The sequence below is a fragment of the Dyadobacter crusticola DSM 16708 genome, from assembly GCF_000701505.1.
GTDB classification, from domain to species: Bacteria; Bacteroidota; Bacteroidia; order Cytophagales; family Spirosomataceae; genus Dyadobacter; species Dyadobacter crusticola.
In genome coordinates this window covers 19,218-42,969 of record NZ_JNJB01000008.1, presented here as the reverse complement: position 1 = coordinate 42,969, position 23,752 = coordinate 19,218, and the positions used below count along the sequence as shown (strand labels likewise).

General features: G+C 45.7%; 21 protein-coding genes and 1 tRNA gene. 15 read left to right on the top strand and 7 right to left on the bottom strand.

From position 1 onward, the window contains the following. Positions 1-186: 186 nt before the first annotated feature. On the bottom strand, positions 187-1,464 hold the full coding sequence (locus tag Q369_RS0112805) for a hypothetical protein (protein WP_031528205.1): 1,278 nt from the start codon (positions 1,462-1,464) through the stop codon (positions 187-189). Between the two features lie 251 nt (positions 1,465-1,715). Between Q369_RS0112805 and Q369_RS0112800 the strand changes: the two genes are divergently transcribed. After that, positions 1,716-2,564: a DKNYY domain-containing protein gene (locus tag Q369_RS0112800; protein ID WP_031528204.1), complete on the top strand. Its 849-nt coding sequence runs from the start codon at positions 1,716-1,718 to the stop codon at positions 2,562-2,564. A 199-nt stretch (positions 2,565-2,763) separates the two neighbouring features. On the opposite strand, the gene Q369_RS0112795 is transcribed toward Q369_RS0112800, so the two are convergent. The 4 genes from Q369_RS0112795 to Q369_RS0112780 all read right to left on the bottom strand — a co-directional run bounded on the left by Q369_RS0112795 (position 2,764) and on the right by Q369_RS0112780 (position 4,967). Continuing rightward, a tRNA-Asn gene (locus Q369_RS0112795) sits at positions 2,764-2,837 on the bottom strand. Between the two features lie 84 nt (positions 2,838-2,921). Continuing rightward, positions 2,922-3,203, bottom strand: a complete 282-nt coding sequence (locus Q369_RS0112790; RefSeq protein WP_031528203.1) for a hypothetical protein — start codon at positions 3,201-3,203, stop codon at positions 2,922-2,924. A gap of 22 nt (positions 3,204-3,225) precedes the next feature. After that, a complete protein-coding gene (gene rsmG / locus Q369_RS0112785; protein ID WP_031528202.1) occupies positions 3,226-3,846 on the bottom strand; it encodes a 16S rRNA (guanine(527)-N(7))-methyltransferase RsmG in 621 nt (206 codons plus the stop codon). Beyond that, positions 3,837-4,967 carry a glycosyltransferase gene (locus tag Q369_RS0112780; RefSeq protein WP_031528201.1) on the bottom strand — a complete coding sequence of 377 codons (1,131 nt, stop codon included), beginning with the start codon at positions 4,965-4,967 and terminating at the stop codon, positions 3,837-3,839. Before Q369_RS0112780 ends, rsmG begins: the two co-directional genes overlap by 10 nt. A gap of 110 nt (positions 4,968-5,077) precedes the next feature. On the opposite strand from Q369_RS0112780, the gene tgt reads away from it, so the two are divergent. The 13 genes from tgt to Q369_RS0112720 all read left to right on the top strand — a co-directional run bounded on the left by tgt (position 5,078) and on the right by Q369_RS0112720 (position 21,062). Continuing rightward, positions 5,078-6,211: a tRNA guanosine(34) transglycosylase Tgt gene (gene tgt, locus Q369_RS0112775; RefSeq protein ID WP_031528200.1), complete on the top strand. Its 1,134-nt coding sequence runs from the start codon at positions 5,078-5,080 to the stop codon at positions 6,209-6,211. 223 nt (positions 6,212-6,434) lie between these two features. Next, positions 6,435-7,889, top strand: coding sequence for an OmpA family protein (locus Q369_RS0112770; RefSeq protein WP_031528199.1), 1,455 nt, complete (start codon positions 6,435-6,437; stop codon positions 7,887-7,889). A gap of 113 nt (positions 7,890-8,002) precedes the next feature. Beyond that, entirely contained in the window at positions 8,003-9,106 is a 1,104-nt protein-coding gene (gene glf / locus Q369_RS0112765; protein ID WP_031528198.1) for a UDP-galactopyranose mutase, read from the top strand. A 139-nt stretch (positions 9,107-9,245) separates the two neighbouring features. Next, positions 9,246-11,540, top strand: a complete 2,295-nt coding sequence (locus Q369_RS0112760; RefSeq protein WP_031528197.1) for a GumC family protein — start codon at positions 9,246-9,248, stop codon at positions 11,538-11,540. A 25-nt stretch (positions 11,541-11,565) separates the two neighbouring features. Continuing rightward, positions 11,566-12,567, top strand: coding sequence for an N-acetylneuraminate synthase family protein (locus tag Q369_RS0112755; protein ID WP_031528196.1), 1,002 nt, complete (start codon positions 11,566-11,568; stop codon positions 12,565-12,567). Position 12,568: 1 nt separating this feature from the next. After that, positions 12,569-13,144 (top strand): UDP-N-acetylglucosamine 2-epimerase, encoded by a 576-nt coding sequence (locus tag Q369_RS29675; protein ID WP_262485486.1) that lies wholly within the window; start codon positions 12,569-12,571, stop codon positions 13,142-13,144. Further along, positions 13,116-13,721, top strand: a complete 606-nt coding sequence (locus Q369_RS29670) for a UDP-N-acetylglucosamine 2-epimerase (RefSeq protein WP_262485485.1) — start codon at positions 13,116-13,118, stop codon at positions 13,719-13,721. The genes Q369_RS29675 and Q369_RS29670 overlap by 29 nt, the downstream gene beginning before the upstream one ends. Continuing rightward, on the top strand, positions 13,721-14,449 hold the full coding sequence (locus Q369_RS0112745; protein WP_031528195.1) for an acylneuraminate cytidylyltransferase family protein: 729 nt from the start codon (positions 13,721-13,723) through the stop codon (positions 14,447-14,449). The genes Q369_RS29670 and Q369_RS0112745 overlap by 1 nt, the downstream gene beginning before the upstream one ends. Beyond that, positions 14,419-15,777: a CDP-glycerol glycerophosphotransferase family protein gene (locus tag Q369_RS0112740; RefSeq protein WP_031528194.1), complete on the top strand. Its 1,359-nt coding sequence runs from the start codon at positions 14,419-14,421 to the stop codon at positions 15,775-15,777. The genes Q369_RS0112745 and Q369_RS0112740 overlap by 31 nt, the downstream gene beginning before the upstream one ends. Continuing rightward, complete coding sequence (locus Q369_RS0112735; RefSeq protein ID WP_031528193.1) at positions 15,765-17,159, top strand: O-antigen ligase family protein; 1,395 nt, start codon at positions 15,765-15,767, stop codon at positions 17,157-17,159. Before Q369_RS0112740 ends, Q369_RS0112735 begins: the two co-directional genes overlap by 13 nt. A 1-nt stretch (position 17,160) precedes the next feature. Further along, positions 17,161-18,156: a glycosyltransferase gene (locus Q369_RS0112730; RefSeq protein WP_051664055.1), complete on the top strand. Its 996-nt coding sequence runs from the start codon at positions 17,161-17,163 to the stop codon at positions 18,154-18,156. 341 nt (positions 18,157-18,497) lie between these two features. Continuing rightward, complete coding sequence (gene dnaG, locus Q369_RS0112725) at positions 18,498-20,495, top strand: DNA primase (RefSeq protein ID WP_031528191.1); 1,998 nt, start codon at positions 18,498-18,500, stop codon at positions 20,493-20,495. A gap of 18 nt (positions 20,496-20,513) precedes the next feature. Beyond that, positions 20,514-21,062 carry a DUF4136 domain-containing protein gene (locus tag Q369_RS0112720; RefSeq protein WP_031528190.1) on the top strand — a complete coding sequence of 183 codons (549 nt, stop codon included), beginning with the start codon at positions 20,514-20,516 and terminating at the stop codon, positions 21,060-21,062. 62 nt (positions 21,063-21,124) lie between these two features. On the opposite strand, the gene Q369_RS0112715 is transcribed toward Q369_RS0112720, so the two are convergent. After that, complete coding sequence (locus tag Q369_RS0112715; protein ID WP_031528189.1) at positions 21,125-21,424, bottom strand: YtxH domain-containing protein; 300 nt, start codon at positions 21,422-21,424, stop codon at positions 21,125-21,127. Positions 21,425-21,506: 82 nt separating this feature from the next. On the opposite strand from Q369_RS0112715, the gene Q369_RS0112710 reads away from it, so the two are divergent. Continuing rightward, positions 21,507-22,637 carry a WD40/YVTN/BNR-like repeat-containing protein gene (locus tag Q369_RS0112710; RefSeq protein ID WP_229206824.1) on the top strand — a complete coding sequence of 377 codons (1,131 nt, stop codon included), beginning with the start codon at positions 21,507-21,509 and terminating at the stop codon, positions 22,635-22,637. 44 nt (positions 22,638-22,681) lie between these two features. Here the strand turns inward: Q369_RS0112710 and Q369_RS0112705 are convergent, their stop codons facing one another. Then, entirely contained in the window at positions 22,682-23,689 is a 1,008-nt protein-coding gene (locus Q369_RS0112705) for a YpdA family putative bacillithiol disulfide reductase (RefSeq protein WP_031528187.1), read from the bottom strand. Between the last annotated feature and the right edge of the window lie 63 nt (positions 23,690-23,752).

Sequence of the window (23,752 nt, the reverse complement as noted above, 5' to 3'; positions counted from 1 at the left end):
ACATTTTTGAGCTCAGAGATAAATGAGTTATCCCCTGGTGGATCTAAGTGATTGAATGGAAGAATTAGGCTCGTAAGGAGGCTTAAAATTACACGATCAGCGATCAACTCCTTATTGCTTTGACAGAATAGTCTTAACATGCATATCCCGGAATTGCCGCAATACAATCCGGACGTAGCGAAATGATCAGAGCCGGATCACGTTCCGTTTGTTGCCAAACCAGGTATCTTTCACAGCGCCTGTTCCATTGAAGCGGTATTGAACACCTACAATGCCGGTGGCTTCGTTAGGAAATTGAAGCGTGTAGACTTTTTTATTGTTGACGTAAATATTCGCCTGTTTCGCTACTGTTTCGACTCTCAGTTTCGTCCATTGCGTCAGGTCTGCCCCAAAATTCGATAGATCAGCCTCTTTGCTGGTCACGTAAGTGCCGCAGAAAGCCAGCGCCAGATCACCTACGCAAGGTTTTGCAACCAGAGGAATGATGATAATGTCGTTTTTACATTGGATCAGCACCTGTACAGGCTGACAAGCATTTGAACCCTGGTTGAAATCTGTTTTGATATTTGTTTCAAAAACAAAATTGTCACTCATCAGATCACCTAAATCACGCTGATTGAAGATCCGAATCTTCGGTGCTTTTGGGTGAAGTGACAAGTTGTATTTGTTCAAAACTCGCTCATTTACCGCTACAATGCCGTTGCTGATGCATTCTTCCTTCTTAAAATAAAGAGGCACCGGCTCTTCTTCAGCCAGACAAAGCCAGCCGCCGGAAGTAATCCAAAGGTCCTGCGTTTTGACGATCTGATTGTCCGCAATCAGTTTTGTGTTAAAGTATCCGGGATAGTAATAAATGGAGGAATGCTCACGCTTGTCCTTGGGAACAAGCTTTTTCCGACTTATATCCCAGGTTTGTACGATAAAAACAGAGTCGGTTTTGGCAGCTCTTGCGTCATAGTGGAATACCACCGAGTTGGGGACACCTTCTGTAACAATTTTGTCGAGCTTGAATGAGAACTGATCGGGATCGAGCGTCGAATCAGAAGCTTTACTGGAAAGCAGCACATACCCGGCGAGGACCAATGGCACTAGTGAAAAAAGCCAAAGGTACCTTAGTCTGGCTCTTTTTGGAGCAGGTACGGTACTTACTGGAACCGCGGTGGCTTGTGCATCAACAGTTTCTGTTTGTTTCTCTTGTTGTCTGAAATGCCGCCAGTCTGCGAAGCCGGCAAATCTCGCGAGTGCATTGAGTGTGGTGAGGGTTGGCGCGCTGTCGTATTTAAGCTTTCCCCAAATGCGCTTTAAGGTGGTAATGCTGAGACGCACGCCGGTTTTTTCGTGAAATGTGTCACTCAGCTTTTCAAAATCGTAATTGCTCCAATGTACGCTGTTACCCCAGCCGAGCTGTGATTCGATCAGCGTGAGGCACCGTTTCAGGTCCTGCTCTTCTCCTGTTTTTGTCATGGCGGTCGTGAGTTGCGTATTTGCGCAGTCAAAAATACCTTTTTAGGTTGATTCAGAATTGTCAATGCATGCAATCTGCCATAACTTCTTCCGAAGGTTATCCCATATCTGCCGTTTGCTTATTTGTTCATCCTAATGCAAAGTGGATGTATAGTTTTGCTTCGGTTCAAATGTAACTCTTTGAACTACCCGGATGCTCTGCGTGTGTGTGAATCAGGCATTCGGGTCTTTTTTTGCCCGCAGGAAAAGCTATGAAAACAATTGCCGGGTATATGGGCTTCATCACATGTATACTAAACCTCTTTTCCTGTCAGGGAAGCAATTCGTCATTCAAGCCGGATATTTTGTCAAAGGCCGGATATTACATTCAAAACGATAAGGTTTACTATTACGGCGGCTTCGGGAATGCAACTGTTACAGCGTTAGAGCATGTAGTGGCGAATCAATTTGAAACGCTTGATAAGCGCTTCCCAAAAGTAGAATTCGCACATTTATATGCGACAGACGGCACGCGAGTTTACTTTGAGGGTAAGCTGATAAAAGGCGCTGACGGGAAATCATTCCAGGTTTTCGGCTACGGATTGGGAAAAGATACCAGTCACGTTTTCGCATTCCATTCCATTCTCTCCGACGATCCGGCGCATTTTATACATGTAAATGGCGGATTGTTCAAAGACAGCAAGCACGTATATGTCGGCGACAGGATTGTTTCTGATGATCCCGGGCATCTCACTTACTTGGGCAGCACGAATCTGCGCTCTTATCATGCAGATGGAAAAGGTGTTTTTTCCGGCTCAATCAGAATAGATGCAGCCGATGCGAAAACGTTCAAACCCTTGGCGCACAACTATTCAATGGACTTTGAGACTGTTTTCCTGATTGATGAAGGTGTACTCAAAACACTTGAAGGAGCCGATCCAACCACATTTGAAGTACTGTCGAGTTACTATGCGAAAGATGCCCACCACGTATTCTGGCGATATCATCAACTACCCGCCGCGGATCCTGCGAGTTTCGAAATTATCAGCGAAGAACATCACAAGAGCCGGGATTCACGACGGGTTTATGAGCGGGAGAAGGTAATTACGGAAGTTCGGTAAGTTAAAGAGGTTCAAGGGGTACGATTTTGATCTGCGGGCTAGACTAAATAGTCTCAGCATACTATGTTCGTAGAACCTAATCAGTTGAGATATAATCCGGAATGCTCAAAAGTGTATCAATTAGCGCCTTAAAGAAACTCGCATTGCAACTAACGAAAAAAGCACCTAGCAAATTAATGCTAAGTGCTTCACTTTCAGGCTCCCGAAGTTGGGCTCGAACCAACGACCCTCTGATTAACAGTCAGATGCTCTAACCGGCTGAGCTATTCAGGAGTTTATATCCGGTTGTTTACTCGAATTGTGGTGCAAATCTAAGAATTCAAATTATACAGCGCAAGAGCAAACTTCAAAAAAAACTTACGATTGCACCTTAGAGAGAATTAACTCCTTGACTTTCTTTGCGTCTCCCTTTGTAAAATTGTTAATAATAATTTCGGGACGCATTCTTGGGATTACGCGGATTGTCGAAAAAAACATGCCGCTGTCCACTTCAACACCGGAAATGTCGGAATAGAACACAAAGTTGTCGGTACTTCTGAAAAGCTTGCTGACTTTGAAGGTTACGCCTTTCTCTCCGAAAGTTACTTCATCGGGGAAAAACGGATTCATCAATCCACTGGCGCTAAAACGTTCGTTCATAATATTAGGTTAAATTAAATTTTCATAAAGGTACATACACGACCTTCTTGGTCTCAAAAAATTCTTCGCTAAAATAGTCAGAAAGCGCGTAAACGCGGTTTTTCTGATTTAGCTCAGCTAGCTCTTCTGCCAGGTCGCCGCCCTTCAGGTATAAAATCCCGTTCCTAAGCTCATGAAAGGAATTGCGGCTGATGTTTTTCCTGACCCAGCCCACAAACGGCGTAATGCGAGTCACCGCTCGACTCACCACAAATTCGTAGGAATCGTCAAGCTTCTCGGCCCGCGTTTGGTCTGCACGCACATTATCCAGTTTCAATGCAGCCGCTATTTCCTGAACGACCCTGATTTTTTTACCAATACTATCCACCAGGTGAAATTGCGCATCAGGAAAAAGGATCGCCAGCGGGATTCCCGGAAAGCCGCCGCCGGTACCTACATCCAGAATGCTGGTACCGGCTTTGAATCCCTGCACTTTGGCAATTCCAAGTGAATGCAGTACGTGCCTTTCATACAATGTATCAATATCCTGCCGAGAAATTACATTGACGCGCGCATTCCAGTATTGATACAATTCTTCCATTTGACCAAACTTACTTTTTTGATCCTCAGTAAGTTCGGGAAAATATTTAGTGATTAATTCCATGTCCGGCGTGGCCTTCTTTTAGTTAGAGTAACAAAACCGAAAACGGTGTAGTAAACAAACAATGCAAAATCCATGAGTAAAAAGCTAAACCACTCTACCGTTTTGTCCAGCTTCAAATTGATAATTATGAGTAAAAACCATTGAATAACCCAACGTACGCCAACTATGATACCGAGGTATTGTAAGGAAAGATAGTCTCTTGTGATCAATCCAAAAAGAAGGGCGACAAGCCCCAGCATCCAAACCGCAATGTGGCTGCCCGATAACAATGCAAGCAGGATCTTGTTACGCGGCTTGTAATATCTGCTTACCGAAATATGGCGCGTCTTCTGACGGTACCAGTCTTTCCAGGTAGTTTTTGGTTTGGAGTAAACAAAAGAATCTTCCTCAATTGAGATCGTCGTGTTCTCGCTTGTAGAAACCTCATTCAGGAAAATATCGTCGTCTCCTCCATATACATTCTTATGTGTGTAAAATCCTTTGTTAGCGAAGAAAACCGAACGCTTATATAATATGTTGCGACCGACCCCCATGTAAGTCATTCCCGCCAGGGTAAAGGACAGGTATTGAACCGCAGTATAAAAGGTTTCGCAGCGGATAAACCAGTTGAGCATTCCCTTGCTGCGGAAGTAAGGCGAGAAGCCAAGCACAATGTCCTTGTCGGGAGTTACCCGGGAGGTCATTGCGGTGATCCAGCGGGGTGAGGAAGGGCGGCAATCGGCGTCGGTCATCAATGCGATCGGGTACTTCGCCTGCTTCATTCCTACTGTCAATGCGTATTTCTTCGGTGTTACATGATCAAATTGATCATTGATCCGGATGTACCTGATGTGTTTCCACTGAAATATGTTGCTACGGATATATTCTTCACTGCCGTCATCGGAACGGTCGTCGAGAACGATTACTTCAAATTCGGGATATTCCTGTGCATCCAGCAGGGGGAGTAGTTCTGTAAGATTGTCCCGCTCGTTCCAGGCGCAAACCAGCACCGTTACACCAGGCATTGTGTTACCGTAGTTCGCCCCTTTTCCATAAAACGCAAGTCTTGTAAAAAAGAAGAGATAATAGAATAATTGTACGGTAACAAACGCTGCTAGCGCATAAAGTAAAGAATCGGCCACAACAGAAGAGAGAGGTAAAATTTAATCATATTCTCACAAATATACAGTCATTGTCAGTATTCTTCGAGACCTTCAATCTATTTTTGCAGCTCAGTAATTTAAAAGATTTAATGAAGTTTACACTAGAAGTTGAGGACCCTGCTTCCAAGGCAAGGGCCGGATATATTGAGACGGATCACGGCATTATTGAGACTCCCATCTTTATGCCTGTAGGTACTGCGGGGACGGTAAAGGCGGTTCATCAACGCGAGCTGCACGACGATATTCAGGCGCAGATTATCCTGGGAAATACATATCATTTATACCTGCGTCCGGGACTCGACATTCTGAGCCGAGCAGGCGGCTTGCATGCATTTAATGGCTGGGACAAGCCCATTCTGACAGATAGCGGCGGGTATCAGGTTTACTCACTTGCGGGTACAGGCAGAAAGATCAATGAAGAGGGTGTGGTATTTAAGTCACACATTGACGGTGGCGTACACACATTTACCCCGGAAAATGTGATGGATATTCAACGAACCATTGGAGCGGACATCATCATGGCTTTCGATGAATGCACTCCTTACCCCTGTGAGTTCGGTTATGCACGTCAATCTATGGAGATGACGCACCGCTGGCTGGTGCGTTGCTGCGAGCGATTTGACCAAACAGATCCATTATATGGTCATAGTCAGACGCTCTTTCCGATTGTTCAGGGAAGTGTGTACAAAGATCTTAGAATCCAGTCGGCGGAATTTATTGCCTCTTGTAACCGCGAGGGAAATGCAATTGGCGGATTATCAGTGGGCGAGCCTGCCGAGATCATGTACGAACTGACGGAAGTAGTTTGCGACATACTTCCAAAGGACAAACCCCGGTACCTGATGGGAGTTGGAACGCCTGCGAATATCCTCGAATGCATTGCGCTGGGCGTAGATATGTTTGATTGTGTGATGCCGACCCGTAATGCTCGGAATGGCATGATTTTTACTACGGAAGGCATAATCAACATCCGCAATGAAAAGTGGAAGGATGATTTCTCGGCGATTGACGCAGGATTAGGAGGATATGTAAGTACTTTTTACAGTAAAGCTTATCTGAGGCACCTTGTAAAGTCGGGAGAAATGCTTGGAGCGCAAATTGCGAGCGTTCACAACCTTACATTTTACTTGTGGCTTGTGCGCAGTGCGAGGGAAAAAATAAGGGAAGGAGTATTTCTTTCGTGGAAGACTGAAATATTAAAAAAAATAAATCAACGTCTTTGAAAGTTCGGAAAAGGGCGTTTCTTTCGGGTAAATTTTGAATTGCCAATCCTGAAAGTTTTTCCGTTTCTGTGAAACTTCGGTTGATTAAGTGATATTGTTAACCTATTTTTGTGCGCACTAGGCATTTGGTTGACGTACAATTGGCCATGAATTGAATATCTAATTTACTCATATTGACTAAAGATCAATCCTAGTTAATCTTAATAACGCTAACTTGAATAGTATGAAAAAAGTATCCCAGTTGATTTGTTCGTTTGCCTTGGGGGCAATGATGGCGCTGCCTTCATTGGCGCAACCGCTAGAGCAACCGAATTCTCCGGATTACAATCCCAAAGCAACCTACGATGGCCCTTACAAACTGAATACATGGTCAGTTTCTGCACACTTTGGCCCGTCTATGTTTTTCGGCGATTTGAGAGAGTATGATTTCTGGCCTGTTACAAAAACATCTGCTGACAGCCACAAAGAATCCGGAACAATTCAAGGAGGCCTCACTTTAAACAAGCAGCTTTCATACTGGTTCGGGTCTCGCTTGGATTTGTCTCTTGGTAACCTGAGAGGTATGAAGCGTCGAAATTACAGCCGTTATTTTGAAGGAAATTACTTTGACGTTTCCGTTGCAGGAACTGTCAACCTGAAAGGTCTTTTAATGGGACCTAATAAAATGAAGCGCTGGAAAGTGGATGCGTATGTGGGGGTAGGTCAAATCTTCTACAATTCAGATGCGTACGATCTTACTGGCGGTATTAAGTTGCGCGAAACCGGCAGCAAAAATGACTGGATCGTTCCAACAGGTCTGAACATCAACTATGAGGTTACCAAAAGAATCGATATCGGTCTTGACTTCCGTTTGACTCACACTAACACAGATTATCTGGATGCTACATATGGTGGTGACTTCGACAGAACAGAGAATCTGGACTTTATCAAAGATCAAAAGACTTCCCGCAAAGGAAACTCTGAATTGGACAGCTACGGATACGGTGCGGTTCAGGTAACTTACAAATTGGGCAAGAACCCATTGAAAGTTCAGAAAGTAGATGGTAAATGGGATTACAAACCGGACGAAGGCGGATACTACCACTTGCGCTACACAGATCCTAAGGTGTTGATCAAGCCACCAAAGATTCTTACACTTGAAGAAATGGACTCAGTTGCAAAAGCAAACCGTCCAAAGGATATCGACCCACGATTGCTTCTTGATACAGATGGTGACGGTGTTTCTGACTTCTTCGATAAAGAGCCAAACTCACCAGCAGGAAGTATCGTAGATGGTGGTGGTCGCGTACTTGACTTCGATGCTTATGTTAAAAATGCATTGGCAACAGGTGCAGCTTGCAGCGAAATCTTCGCAAATGTGATGTTTGATACAGACAAAAACGTGATCAAGCCTGAGGCGCAGGAAATGTTGAAAAACGTAGCAGCGTTGATGAACAAAAATGGTTGCCGCTTGCAACTGGCTGGTCACACAGACCGTCGTGCATCTGACCGTTACAACATCGCACTTTCTCGCCGCCGCGTTGATGCAGTTAAAAATTACCTGATCAACGAAGCTGGATTGACTGACCCAAGCAAAATCATTGTTGACTACTTCGGTTCATTCAAGCCTATCGCAGATAGCGCAACCCGTAACGGACTACAAAGAAACCGTCGCGTAGAACTTAAACTTCTTCCATAATATCTCAGTGGAAAAAAGATAAAATCAGAATAAGGTCTCCGTCTTGGGGGCCTTTTCTGTTTTAAGATGAAATCTTTTCAATTAGTACTCACATTATATTACAAACTAGTTTAATGAAACAATACGATTATTTGATAGTTGGAGCAGGGTTGTGGGGATCTGTTTTTGCGCATGAAGCAACAAAACGCGGGAAAAAATGCCTGGTGATCGACCGGAGAGAGCATACAGGTGGCAATGTGTATTGCGAGAATGTGGAAGGGATTAATGTACACAAGTATGGTGCGCACATTTTTCACACCAATGACAAGGAAGTTTGGGATTACGTGAATTCCTTCGTGGAGTTCAACCGTTACACCAACTCGCCGGTTGCAAACTTTAATGGAGAGCTTTACAATCTTCCATTTAATATGAACACTTTCTATCAGCTATGGAAAGTGAGAACGCCGGAGGAAGCAAAAGAAAAAATCCGCGAGCAAGTAGAGCAGGCAGGAATTAAAGATCCGCAAAACCTCGAAGAGCAGGCTATCTCACTGGTGGGGACTGATATTTACGAAAAGTTGATCAAAGCCTATACAGAAAAACAATGGGGACGTAAAGCGACTGAGTTGCCAGCATTCATTATCAAACGTCTGCCTGTACGCTTTACATTTGACAACAACTATTTCAATGATAAATATCAAGGCATTCCGATCGGAGGCTACAATAAGCTGACGGAAGGTTTGCTTCAGGATGTTGAAGTAAAATTGGGAGTAGACTTTTTCAAAGACAGGGAAGCATTAACAGCATTGGCAGAAACCGTGGTATACACAGGACCAATCGATGAATATTTCAACTTCAAATTCGGACAGCTTGAATACCGCAGTCTGCGCTTTGAAAACCAGCTACTGGATCAGGAAAATTACCAGGGTAATGCGGTGGTGAACTATACGGATGGAGAAACCCCGTTTACGCGAATTATCGAGCATAAGCATTTTGAGTTTGGTACTCAGCCTAAAACAGTAATTACGCACGAATATCCACAAGAATGGGTAAAAGGCGCAGAGCCCTATTATCCTGTGAATGATGACAAAAACACTGCTGTCTTCAATCAGTACAAAGCACTTGCGGGAGAAGAAGAAAACGTAATATTCGGTGGGCGATTAGCTGAATATCGTTATTATGATATGCACCAGGTAGTTGCTTCGGCATTGAAGAAAGTGAAAGTGCATTTTGCCTGAAAATGCTTTTTTATAGATCCCTGGCACCTTTTACGGTGTCAGGGATTTTTGTTTATAAGCGTTTGAAAAAATATTTTCGGTTAATGCGTTACGTATTCTCCTAACTGCCGTCTAAACCATACTAAGCGAAAAGTATGTAATGACAGGTAAGCAATTAGGGCAGGTAACGAGTTTAACAAGGGACGGGAAAAGCATTCTCAGTCTCAATTTCCTGAAAGAAGCATTGCGCTTCTGGTATTGGTTTGCGGGTTCGGCGGCTGCGTGCATTGTTGCTGCGCTCTTGCTACTGAGGTACTCAACACCCCGTTATGACATAGAGGCTTCTCTGCTGGTGAGAGACGATGCCCGGGGTGCAAGCTTTGAAGACGCAGCACTATTTGAGAACTTTGGCCACACTGCTGTCAACAGCAGTGTGGATAATGAGGTTGAAATTCTCAGGAGCAGGAACCTGATGGAGCACGTAGTTGATACGCTGCAACTACAGGTGCGCTGTATTGCTGCCGGCCGGGTAAAAACCTCGGAGTTGTATGAGAAATCACCTTTCAAAATCAATTTCCTGCAACCCGCTTACCTGCGGAAAAAGGCCATTTACGGCCTGAGATTTATCGGTAATGACAAGTTCCAAATTTCGGATGTGACAAAAAGCATTACCGCAACTTTCGGCGACACCCTGCTGATCGGTGAGGTGCCGGCCATAGTCTCCCGGACAAACCACATCTATACATCTGACGATCAGTATTCCATTGAAATTGCGGAGAAAGATGAGGTTGTAGCCAGATATGGCGCGGCTTTGAAGGTGTCAGTTACCAACAAGCTGGCAAATGTTGTCGACTTGTCGCTGAAAGATATTCTACCTCAAAAAGGAGAAGCTATTCTCAATGAGCTGATCAGGCAATATCTAAGGAACAGCATCGATGATAAAAACAGAACAGCAGATAGTACGCTATCCTTCATTGCAAGCAACCTGGCTCAGGTTTCGTCGGAATTGGCGTCTATTGAGACGGGGATAGCCAAATTCAAGCAAACCAACGGACTTGTTGATTTGAATGCCGACAGCCAGATTGTACGCGAAAAGTCTTCCCGTACTTCCGATGAACTGGAAAGCTATTCCCTCAAATTGAGGGTTCTCGAAGAACTTGGAAAATATATTTCGGAGCATCCCGATCGCGCCATTCCCACTTCCCTCATTCAGCAGGAAAGTAATTTTCGGACATTGGTCAGTCAATATAACGAACTGGTTCTTTCCAGGGAACGCAATGCAGTTACAATCAGCGCCTCTCATCCGTCTATGCGCGCGATTGAAAATCAGCTAAAAATGTTAAAGGCTGATATGTACGCCGCATTGGACGTACAAAAACGAGAACTGCAGATTGCTCTCGATGCTTACAATCTGAACACAAGGAAGCTTGAAAATCAGCTAGCAAAGATTCCCTCTCAGGAACGGATCTACATTGACTACTCCCGACAGCAGCAAATCAAGCAGGAACTCTATCTTTTTTTGCTCAAAAAGCGAATCGAAACCTCGATCTCACGGTCAAGCACGATCGCTAATGCAAGAATACTTGATGCGCCGAAGCCAAACTTACAGCCTGTTACCCCTAATCAGCAGTTGGTATTGCTCATCGCCGGTTGCCTGAGCCTATTTATTCCATTACTTATCCTGCACATCAGACAAGTCCTGACTGTCCGTATCACCAGCAGAAAAGATATTGTAGATCGCTGCACCGCACCCATCCTGGGAGAAATTGGCTTTGAAAAGTACCATCAGTTCTTTGATCCGAACGTCAGGAACATTGTGGCAGAACAATTTCGCACACTACGGACTAACATTCTGTTTGGTTTGCCGACGCAACGATGCCAGACTATCCTGATTACTTCCGCCGTATCCGGAGAAGGAAAATCGTTTGTAGCTGCACATTTAGCAGAATCTTTCGCGACTGCCGATAAGAAAGTTCTGCTTCTTGAACTAGACTTGCGAAGACCTTCAATGGCCGCTTATCTGAGATTGAATTACCACGGGTTCACAGATTATATGTTTAAAGATCTGACACCTGCTAGTCTGGTTCAGCGTTGTCGCACGCGCAATTCTTTTGATATACTTACCTCAGGCCCGTCGCCTCCCAATCCGGCCGAACTGTTTTCAACAGACCGGTTCCGGCAACTGATCGAACTCTTCAAAAGCAGGTACGACCACATTATCGTCGATACGCCACCAGTGAATCTTGTAACCGACGCACGGATTATCGGCAGCATTGCAGATATGTCATTGTATGTGGTACGCCACGATTTTACGCTTTTGACAAACCTTAGTGAAATTGATGAGCTGCTGAGTACAGGTCAGCTGCCGGGCTTGAAGCTCATTTACAATGGAGCCAGACAAAGGCCGGGATATCAGTACTATTCACATTCTAAACAACGAAGGAGTTTTTTCTAATCAGGTATATCAACAACTAATCAAGATGAAAGGAATTTACATGATCTGTGAAATCGGTCAGGCGCACGAAGGTAGTGTCGCATTGGCCCACGCTTACATTGACGCAGTTGCGCATTCAGGCGTAAACGCCATTAAATTTCAGGTGCACATTGCCGATGCGGAAAGTAGCATTTATGAGCCGTTCCGCAATCCATTCTCATTCCCCGACCTGACGAGAATGGCTTACTGGAAGCGAATGGAATTCACGAAGGAGCAGTGGATTGGTTTGAAGCGCCATTGTGAGCACTACCAGCTGGATTTTATACCTAGTACGTTTTCTCTGGCAGCCGTCGCTATGCTCGAAAATATGGGCGTGTCGCGGTTTAAAATTGCCTCAGGAGAGGTTGAAAACTTTTTAATGCTCGATCGGATCGCGCGGCTTGGGAAAGAGATAATCCTGTCGTCGGGCATGAGTTCGCCGGAAGAGCTGGATGAAACCATCGCTTTCCTGCGCAGGTATAGCTGTCCGATCTCCATTTTGCAATGCACCACATCTTACCCTACCCAGCCCGATCAATGGGGGATCAATGTAATTCACGAGTTTAAAAACCGCTACCGGCTGCCGGTCGGATTTTCAGATCATTCGGGAGATGTTTTTGCTTGCCTTGCCGCAGCGGCGTCCGGAGCCGATCTGCTGGAATTTCACGTGACTTTCGACAAAAGAATGCCAGGGCCAGATACGTCTTCTTCGTTGACGGTCGATCAGGTTTTTCAGCTCGCCCGGGGCGTGCGGGCCATTGAAAGCGCCTTTCTAAACCCTGTCGATAAAGCAGATAACGTGCATTTTAAAAAGTTAAAAGCCCAGTTTGGTAAATCTTTGGCAGTCAACAAATCACTTGATAAAGGCCATGTCATTGCTATCGAAGATCTTGAATCCAAAAAGCCGGCCGGCTATGGCATTGAGCCAAAGAGATTTGCCGAAATTCTTGGAAGCAGGCTGCGGGAGAATGTTGCCCAATGGGATTTTCTAACTGCTGATCACATTTGACATGAGGAAAGTTTGTGTCGTGATTACAGCGAGGGCAAGTTACAGCAGGTCAAAAACATTACTATCGGCTATACAAAAGCATCCGGCACTCGAATTGCAGCTGATTGTTGCGTCCAGCGCATTGCTCGAAAGGTACGGACAGGTAGTAAGTCACATTGTTGACGACGGCTTTCCGATCGTAGCACGGATTGCAAATGCGAATACCGCCGACCAGCTTACGTCGGCTGCGGTAACTACTGCTTCCGGTATTACGGAGCTGGCCAGCGTATTTGAGAAAATCCGGCCCGATGTGGTAGTTACCATTGCCGACAGATTCGAAACAATGGCCACAGCGATCGCCGCCGCTTACATGAACATACCGCTTGTGCACGTACAAGGCGGAGAGGTAACCGGGAATATTGATGAAAAGGTCCGTCACGCGATCACCAAACTGGCAGATATCCACTTTGTAGCCACCGCGGAGGCGCGTAAAAGGCTGATCAAAATGGGAGAGGAGCCTGACCGGATCTTTTTTCACCGGCTGTCCTTCACTGGACATTGTCATCGATGTGCTGAAAAATCCGGAGATCGACTTTGACCCGTACACTTTATATGGTGGAATCGGCAGTAAGCCTGATTTGACACAACCTTACCTGATGGTTTTGCAGCATCCGGTAACCACACAGCCAAATAGGTCGGAGGAACAGCTGAACAATACATTGACTGCATTAATCTCCCTGCAGCTACCTGTGTTATGGTTTTTTCCTAACGCGGATCCGGGTACGGGCGGTACTTTCCATCGGATCAGCAGTTTTTACGGCCAAAACACATTGCTTCCTTTTCACTTCTTCAACAATATGCGTCCGGAGCATTTCCTGAAACTGCTTAATAAGGCGGCTTTGCTGATCGGGAATTCCAGCTGCGGGATTAGAGAAGGAGCTACGCTGGGCATACCAGCAGTTAATATCGGTAACCGACAGGACGGACGAGAACGCGGGCAGAATGTAGTAGATGCAAAACATGCAAGCGCCTCCATTCTGGAAGCCGCTGAAAGACAGCTCACCCGCGTCAGATTTGCGCCCGATTTCATTTACGGGAAAGGAAATGCAGGTCAGCAGATCGCCGACTTACTGGCAGAAATCCCTCTCACATTTGAAAAGAAAATTACTTACTAATGAAAACAACAAGCAGAATCCTAGGAGTAATCCCCGCCCGTAGCGGTTCAAAAGGCATTTACAACAAAAATCTAAAACTGCTTGGTGGCAAGCCGCTGATCTACTATACGATCCAGGCAGCACTGAATGCGAGAATGCTGAATACGGTAATTGTTTCAAGCGATTGTTTCAAGATCCTCCAATATGCACAGCAGTTTGCAGGAATAACCGTCCCGTTTGTAAGACCAAAAGACCTCGCTTCTGATGTAGCGAGCTCCTTTGACGTAGTAAAGCACTCGCTTGATTTCTACTCAAAATTCGGATGTACGTTCGATTTTGTCATGCTCCTGCAACCTACATCTCCTTTTAGAAGTGCGGATCTGATCGACAGGGCTGCGCAGTACATGATCGCATCAGGTGCCGACAGTTTGATTACTGTTCGTAAAATCCCCGCCCGGTTCCACCCAAGCTGGGCTTTTCAGGCTGGCGAAGATGGCTTGCATAAAGTGGTCGAAAACAGCGGGCAACTGATCTCACGACGCCAGGACCTGCCCGACAACTATTATCGGGATGGGAAAATTTACATGGCAAAAACTGCCCTGATTGAAACAGGAACGCTGCTGGGCGGAAAAATCGCCAGCTTGCTGACCGAGGATGAGCCTGACATTAACATTGATACATTTTCGGATTGGGAAATGGCGCAGCATCACATTCATTTATGGAAGAACCTTCAAAAAGAAAGCTGCTAGTGCTGATTACTAACCACTTTGCCGCCATTAACCTGATCCATACCGGCTTTATTCAAAAGCTGGCCGACAAGTACGATGTACAGATCCTTTCCGATTTCATTCAGGAAGCCGATATCGCGAAGATCAACAGGTATTTCGAAATTCAGCTCACACGAGCGGGTATGTCTTTCAGAAAAGAGCCTGCTGCATTGCGAAGGTTGAGACTTGTTGAGAAGTTCCTGTTTTTTAGTTTGTTCAAAGCTAATACACACAAGGTTAAGTGGCTGGAACAAAGCACATTTGTTCGCAACGTCTTGCTTTGTTTAAGCGGGTTTTTTAGTTCAGGAGTATTCACCCGCTGGCTCTTGAACTTTGTTCGGGACGTAATTATGCTGCTGTCGGCGAGAGCCTCGCCACCCGAATTGCCTTGTTTTGGCCTGGCCGGAGTCATATCGTCGTCGCCGCTTGATATCAGGGAAAATGCAGTTGTCAACAGGCTCGCCCGTAAGAAGGTGCCTGCTTTGGCTATCATTATAAGCTGGGATAATCTTACTTCGAAAGGCATTATCAATGCAAATCACGACTATGTGCTTGTCTGGAATGAAATTATGGCCTGCGAGTTTGAGAACTTCTATTCCGGTTTTCAGCCGAAGCCGCGGGTGTGCATTACCGGAATCCCGCGTTTTGATATTTATGGTAGAAGGAAGTTAAATGAGAAATCCCTCGTAAACTATAAAAGAAGGCTTTCAATCTCCGGATCCGCGGACATTATCCTCTTTGCCACAAGCGCGCCCCGGCACTTTCCCAGTCAGCACCATATCGTTGAGGATTTGCTGGCATATTGTCAAAAAAGGCTGAATACAATTCTGGTGATCAGGTTGCACCCTGCTGATCATTTCGCCCATTACACAAGATATCTCTCGGAACGTAATCTAAGGATTTGCAGATCTTCGGTTTCCAGCTGTTTTCCCGAGCTGAATTTTTTGGACCTGCTTGCGGACACGATTTACAGCTGTAACGTTTGTGTTCAGGTTGCCTCAACCATGCGTCTGGATGCGGCTGCGTGTGGGAAGCCTGTTATAAACATTGGGTATGATGGGGATTACGAGCTCCCTTACAGTCAGTCGGTGCGGCGCCTTTACGATTATTCCCATCAAGTGCCGCTCAATGCATTCAATGTAGACAAGCTGGTTTTAAGTAAGCAGGAACTGTTTAGCCACCTCGATAAAGTACTCAGACAGGGTTTTGAAAGTGCATCTTCACACGCAGCGCTTCGTGCCTATGCGCCTGATCAACCGCGAGGCAGCATTTCTTCCATGATCCATTATGTTGATGAATGGCTGCGTTGATAATTGAAATAGGCTGGAAGTGCCTGTTATCGGTGCTTATAACGGTAATTGCATCCTGGCTTTGTCCTGCATTACTCCGTTTTGGGGAGAGCAGTTTTCAGGCAATGGTCGTCGTTTCATTTTACATCTATTGCGCCGTTGCTTTGTTCTCTTTCTCGCCAAACAAGCTTTTTCATGCATTATCCATTCCGGTGTTCACCCAGTTTTTGCATTTGTTTCAAAAATATGATTTCGCTGCCGGTGCAAATTCACTCTGGCGACTGCTGCCTTTTCTAATCCTCGATACCTATTTCTGCAACTTCTTTGTGCGATCAGCATTTAAAATGGAAAGGGGAGAACAACTGTTTTTAGTCAACTGGATCGGTTTGAACACTTTGTTTCTCTGCATTTCGCCGAATCTTGGCAATGTGGTTTTGGGTGCTGTTGTACTTACGCTGGTTACATTGCCCAGCTACTTTGTGTATCTGCGCATTGCTATGCAATCTTCCGATTTTCGGTACAAACTGGAAACTTACATGTGCCTGCTTTACATCATTCTGGGAGCCGGAACTTTCGGGCTTGTGCTGGCGGGCGCGAGTTACAAAGGTTCTGAAAACTTGCTGGTGACACGTAATATCACGGATACAAACATCACTATGGCGTATTTCGTGTTGCTCTGGCCATTTGCAATACGCTTTGCCAAACAACAACGCTGGGCAGCTGGCTTAGTTACTGTGTTGACTTCGGTCTTCCTGGGCGTTGTTTTGTTTTCATTCTCCCGCGGTGCAGTGCTGCTGATCATACCTTATCTCTTTGTGACACTTGCATTGAGCTTCGGACGATGGCTGCTCTGGCTGGCTGTGAGCGCATTAGTATTGATCATGCTTGGGGACTCTTTCACAATTCCGGGTATTGATAATGCAGATCTGGCTTATTCCTGGAAGCTGCGGTTCGGTGATTTCGCTGCACATTCCAATTTTGCCAAGCTTCTCGAAACCAGCGGAAGAGGGGAGATACATGCTGTTGCATACAAGCTTTTTCTGGAAAGTCCGGTGGTGGGGCAGGGTACGGGTAGCTTTGAAGTGCTCGGACCAGGGTATAGGGAAGCGCATTCACTTTGGTATACTTTACTGGCCGAGAATGGACTTGCAGGCACAATCCTGATGTATTCCGTTTTTGTTCAATGCGGGTACGTACTCTTCAAAGCAGCTGCCGAGGGAAGAATGTACCAGGTACTGCCGCTTGCATTGCTGGTTTACCTGATTTTCAATCACACTGTCGGGAGCGTTTTTGTAATCATTCCTGCTAAAAGTGTGACGATCAATTGCATTGCGCCGGTATTGTTGCTCTGCCTCTATTTCTATTCCAAAAGTATGCGCGAGCCTGGGATTTCAAATGGGTAGAATGCTGATCATCGGAAAATTGCCACCCCCTATCGGCGGGGTAACCATGCACGTGAAGCGGCTCTTGGAAAACCTGGAACTGGAAGGATTTAAAAGCTTCGACTTCGCTGACCTGCGACAAAGCCCGGTTCGATGCTTTTTAAAACTATGTAGATATAAGGTAATTCACCTTCATATTTCAAGTCCTGCCTGGCAATTTTTGCTGGCCTTATTTTGTAGGCTGACTTTCAAAAAACTGATCATCACTTACCACGGGAACTGGGGACGTTATAGTTTTTGGGGAAATGTGCAGGTAAGCTTATCAGCGGGGCTTTGCGCCATTCCTATTGTTCAAAATAAAGAAAGCTTGCGCCTGGCACTAAAATGGAACAAAGCGGCACGACTGATCTCCACGTTTTTGCCTTCCAGTTACATAGAGCCGCTCGACAGCAATACTATTTCGCAATTGGCAGCATTCAGGGGCAAATACAGGATGGTTGTTTGCACCAATGCCTGGAACCTTGCTTTTGACAAAAACCAAAAGGAGACTTACGGGATTTCCGAGCTGGTAACTTACATTTCAAAACAGCCTGACTTTGGACTGATCGTTTCCGATCCCTCCGCGGCTTACCTTCCCTATATACTGGGTTTGGTCGGCGCGATTCCGGTGAATGTACTTTTCATTTCTACTCCTCACGATTTTCAGAATATATTGGAAGTGGCGGATGCATTTATCAGAAACACGACCACCGACGGGGTATCGTTGTCCATTCACGAGGCGCTGCAAATGGATGTAGCAGTGCTCGCAACAGCAGCCGTAGAAAGGTCGCCATATTGCCGGGTGTTCAATGATTTAACAGACTTGAAGCTGGAAACGGAGATCAGGAAAGCGAAGGAGCTGCTACCTGGCATAGAAATTAAAAGTGTGGATCCGCCAGCCATCCATCAGCTGATTTCGATGTATAGTGGTGTTCTGAATTTAAATAATCAGGAAAGCTCCAAAAAAACAAAGGCATAGAAAATTTCCATGCCCTGTTTCACACTATACACACACTATATTTTTAATATCTATATCAATCTATTTGATGGTTCGAAATCCGGTTATAGTACCGCAAAATAACAAACTAAAGTAATTAGAAAAAAACTTTAGAATGTGATTTTCTAAATTCTAATAAGAAAATAATGGACAATTCTATAAAAGAATTTGGCCAAAACCTGTTTGGGTTTCAAATTTACGTAAATAATATTTAAATATTGTCCATAGGTCAGTACCTGATTACATTCGTGTGACCAATTTTTCTTCCAACTGTGTTATGCATGTATAGTTGAACAGGTTACTTACTTTTGAAATGATATAAAATGAGGATCAATCCCGAAACCGTAGAGCGGATCAAGCTGGCCGCTGACATCGTCGAGGTAGTAGGGGATTTTGTATCCCTGAAAAAGAAGGGCGCCAACTACTCGGCTTGCTGCCCTTTTCATAATGAAAAAACGCCCTCATTCAACGTAAACCCGGTTAGGCAGATCTATAAATGCTTTGGCTGCGGTGCGGCAGGGGACTCCATTAAGTTCGTGATGGATGTTGACAATGTGGGTTATGGAGAAGCATTGCGCTACCTGGCCAATAAGTACAACATCGAGATCGAAGAGGAAGAGATGACGGACGAAGAAGCACTTCGTCAGAATGAGCGCGAGAGCCTTTACATTATCCTGAATTTTGCCAAAAACTTCTATCAGCACCAGCTTCAAAATTCGGAAGAAGGGCAGGCGGTGGGGCTCAGCTATTTTCGCGAGCGCGGTTTCAGCAATGAAATCCGGCAGAAGTTTGAGCTGGGATATAGTCTGGATACGTGGGATGCATTTTCCAAAGAGGCGCTTGCAAAGGGTTATTCAACAGAAATCCTTGAAAAGGCAGGTTTGCTGATCCCGCGTGAGGGAAGCAGCGGCGGCGGTTACGACAGGTTTAGAGGCCGGGTGATCTTCCCGATACATAACGTAGGAGGTAAGGTGATTGCATTTGGCGCCCGTATCCTGAAATCGGAAAGCGGGCAAAAGGCAAATCAGCCCAAATACCTTAACTCTCCCGAAACCGCTGTTTATCATAAAAGCGATGTCCTGTACGGGATCTTCCAGGCTAAGAATGCGATCCGCCAGCTCGACCATTGTTACCTCGTAGAGGGTTACACGGATGTAATTTCGCTGCACCAGGCCGGGATCGAGAATGTTGTTGCGTCTTCCGGTACTTCGCTTACCATTGAGCAGATCAGACTGATCGGCAGGTTTACACCCAATGTGACCATTCTGTACGATGGTGATATCGCGGGTATAAAAGCTGCATTGAGAGGTTTAGACCTGGTTTTGGAGGAAGGTTTGAATGTAAATATCGTGCTTTTTCCCGATGGCGAGGATCCGGATAGTTATGTCAGGAAAGTCGGTGCGGAGGCATTTAAAACTTATCTGAAAAAAGCCTCAAAGGACTTTATCACCTTTAAGACGGAGGTTTTGCTGCAAGATGCTGGCAATGATCCTTTTCGCCTCGCAGCTGTGATCGGAGAAGTGGTAAGCAGCATTGTCAAGATCCCGGATGCGATCAAGAGACAGGTATTTTTTCACCGCACATCAGAAATGATGAATGTGGATGAACAGATGCTCATTTCGGAAGGGAATAAGCTGGTCAGAAAGCAGCAAACCCAGAAAAAACCAGATAGAGGTGCTTCACAGCAGTATACAGCCCCCGAAGGTCCTTCCGATCTGGGGAGCTTTTCAGACGGATTTACCTTTACCGAGGAGGATATTTTCGAGCCCGAGCCTGTCACTACCACCTACGAACCGCCTCAGAAAAGTAAGCTGTACTACCAGGAGGAGGCATTTACGCGCTTGTTGGTTTTGTTTGGTACAAAAGAACTGGAACCTACGATCACCGTTTGCCAGTATGTACTTGGTGAAATTGAGGGAATTGACTTCAAAGATGCGGTTTTTCAACATTTGCTGACGCTTTTCAGAGAAAACCTCAACCGCAATTATGTGCCGCCAACTGACTACTTCCTGAACCATCACGAAGCAGAGATCAGGAACCTGACCATCAGCTGGCTGACCAGCAAATATGAGCTGAGCGAATTGTGGTCAGAGAAATACGAGATATATGTTCCGTTTGAGGCCGACGTTCTGGATAAGACTGCATTTGTGAACATTCTCCGGCTGAAAAAAGCTTTTATCGAGGAGAAGATGAAGGTTTGTCTAAACCAGGCAGTCCATGCGCAATCGGAGGAGGAGCAGAATACGATTATGGGTGAATTTATGTTTTACAAAGGAATCAGCATGGCGGCTGCCAAGGAGCTGGGTAGTGTAATTGGATAACTTAATTATGTAGCAACAATGAAAAAGATCATTTTTGCAGTTTTTGGACTATCAGTTCTGATGCTTGCGGGCTGTAGCAGTTCCTACAAAATTCTTAATCCCGAGCAGGAGGATAATTTCCGGCTGTCGGATTACGCAACGTTTGGGTTTTATGAGATAGAAGCCACGGGTGACACTATGCCCGAAAATTTTGAAAAGAATGTCGGGATCATCAAAGCTGCTGTTGCGCGGAACTTGCAGGGAAGAGGCCTGGATGAAGCACGGGACGCCAGTTTGAAAATTAATATTGCACTGAACGTAAAGGAGAAAGTTCAGACGAGGCAAACCGATTTCCGGACGGAAGGATTACCGAAATATATGGGCCAGCGCCGCTACTCGTGGAAAAGCGAGGAGGTAGTGGTAGGAAGGTATCGGGAGGGAACGCTCATGGTTGACCTGGTGGATGCAAACAACAACAGAATGGTGTGGCAGGGGGGTATATCCGGCATTATACCTTCTAAAAGCAAGAACTTTGAGCAGGAAGTTAATCAAGCTGTTACCGAGCTGATAGCAAAGATCCCGAAATAGCGAAGTCAAAAAAAGGGCAGCTTTCGAGGAAGCTGCCCTTTGAATATCTTAATATAGGAGTCTTATATATTGTTTACGACACTGCGAACTCTGTCATTGACGTTGTCAGCTACCGAACCAGCTTTGTCTTTTGCTGTGCTTACGTTTTTCAGGAAGCCCTCTTTCAGTTTGTCGGCCAAAACGGATAATTCTTCAAGGCTCTTATCGTATTTGTCTTTCGCATTGTCTCCCAAGCCATAAGCTTTGTTTTTGAGCAACTTGCGGGCATCTTTACCATTTTTCGGAGCAACCAGCAGGCCAATTGCAATGCCTGAAATCAATGCTCCAAGAGCGCCTATGAGAAATTTTTGGTTCTTGTTCATACGAATTTCCTATTTTGTGTAATAATAAAATCTTAGAACTCAGAGTAGTAAAAATACTGTGCCAATTTCTCCAAATCCTGTTTTGAAAGCCTCCCTGCTAATTCTGAGAGCACTTTTGCTGTTTAATGGGCTATTACTACTTGCCCCCGCTGCATTTGCGCAATGGGATATCATTGATATCAAAGCCACTATTCACATGCGTGCTGTCCACGCGGTTACCCCTTCTATTTGCTGGATTGGCGGAACAAAAGGCACAATTCTGAAAACGACGAATGGCGGAAAGACCTGGACAACCTACAAAGTACCAGGCGCGGACTCGCTCGATTTTCGTGACGTGCATGCCATTAACAAGAACACGCTGCTGGCGATGAGCGCCGGCGAATCCGAGAAAGATAAAGCCCGGATTTACCGTACAGATGACGGCGGAGAGAGCTGGAACCTTGTGTACCAAACTGCACAAGCTGGGGTTTTTCTGGATGGAATCGACTTTTGGGATAAAAACAGAGGCATTTGTCTCGGTGATCCGATTGTTGGAAAGCTGTTCATTCTGACTACCGAAGATGGTGGGAAAAGCTGGGCTGAACAGCCGCTTGAAAGTCGCCCTGCCGCGGAACCCGGGGAAGCCTGTTTTGCAGCAAGCGGTACTTCTCTGCTCGCATTCGGCAAAAGTAATGCATATATCGGAACAGGCGGATCCAAAATGGCGCGCGTGTTCCGGTCGGAAGATTTTGGCCGCACCTGGCAGGTATCTTCGACGCCACTGCCGGCTGGGCCGACCAGCGGTATTTTTGGTTTAAGGTTTTGGTCAAAGAAAAATGGAATAGCAGTAGGCGGTGACTACAAGCGCACCAGCGACTCCACACAGAATGTATTGCTCACAAAAGATGGCGGGGTTACCTGGCAACTTTCGAAAATGACCAATCCTGCTGGCTTGAAAGAATGCGTGGCTATTTACCAAAAAACAGATGCAATCTGGACAGGAGAAACCGAGCTGCGGTCTGACGATTATGCATTGGTAGCCACCGGCCCCTCGGGGAGCAGCTATTCCATTGATCGGGGCAAAACCTGGCGGTTCCTGGGGAAAGAGGGTTTTCACGCCGTCAGCTTCGCCGGCAATGTAGGCTACGCAGTAGGAGCGAACGGACTGATCGGGAAAATCGATAAGCTTTCTTTCAAAAAGAAAAAGCGAAAGCTGGTGCTGGTTGAAGAATAAGCATTCGCGGCCGCCGCTGCGGTGAACATTCGCGGCATAAAACCTTAAATCCGGTCAATCAACTCCTTTACTTTCCGAACTTCGCGCCCTGCCAAATGATCCGCAATGGCAGCTGCATGTTCACGTCCGTTTTCAATAAATACCTTTTCTGTGAATACCCCCGCCATAACAGTTCCGCACAGGTATAAGCCGGGAACGTTGGTTTCGAAAGTATCTGAATCGAAAGTGGGTACTTTGGTAACGGGATTGAGCACCACGCCGCAACGCGTCAGTAAATGTTCATCTGGCAGGTAACCAACTAGTAAAAACACGAAATCAGCCGGTAGCCACTCCGTTTCGTCCGTTTCCAGATTGCGGATCAGCATGCGGCCAGGCTCGATTGCCTCTGTCACGCTGTTGAATCGGGTATGTATCTTACCTTCTTTCACCCGGTTTTTTACATCCGGTACCAGCCAGTATTTCACCTTCGTCCTGAAATCCGCTTCCTTATGCACAATCGTTACATGCGCATCGTGGCGATAAAGTTCAAGCGCAGCTTCCACAGAAGAATTCGAGCCGCCTACCAAAACCACATTGGTGTATGAATATTTGAAAGGTTCGTCGTAATAATGTGATACGTGCGGCAGATCTTCGCCTGGCACATTCAGCATCCGCGGCACATCAAAATAGCCAGTCGCCAGCACCACATTCTTCGATTGAAATACCTGTCCGTCGTTCGAATAGGTCAGAAAAGTACCGTCAGCTTGCTTTTCAGAACGGTCCACATCTACAAACAACTTGAAATTAAGCTTATAGTAACCGGCTACCTTGCGGTAATATTGCAATGCTTCATTCCGGTTTGCCTTCACTTCGGAAATCGCAAAAGGTATCCCGCCGATCTCAATGTTTTCCGCAGTTGAAAAAAAGCGCATTCTTCTCGGGTACCTTCTGATGGATTCCGTCAGGTTGCCTTTTTCAAGGATCAGGTAATCCATTCCGCTTTTAGCGAGTTCGACTCCCATAGCGAGCCCGCAAGGACCGCCTCCGATGACAATAACGTCGTAAATGTGCATTACTTCTGGTAAGTTTTCAGGTAAAATCGGGCAGACCAAAGCTGGCAGTTGCCCATTCAATTT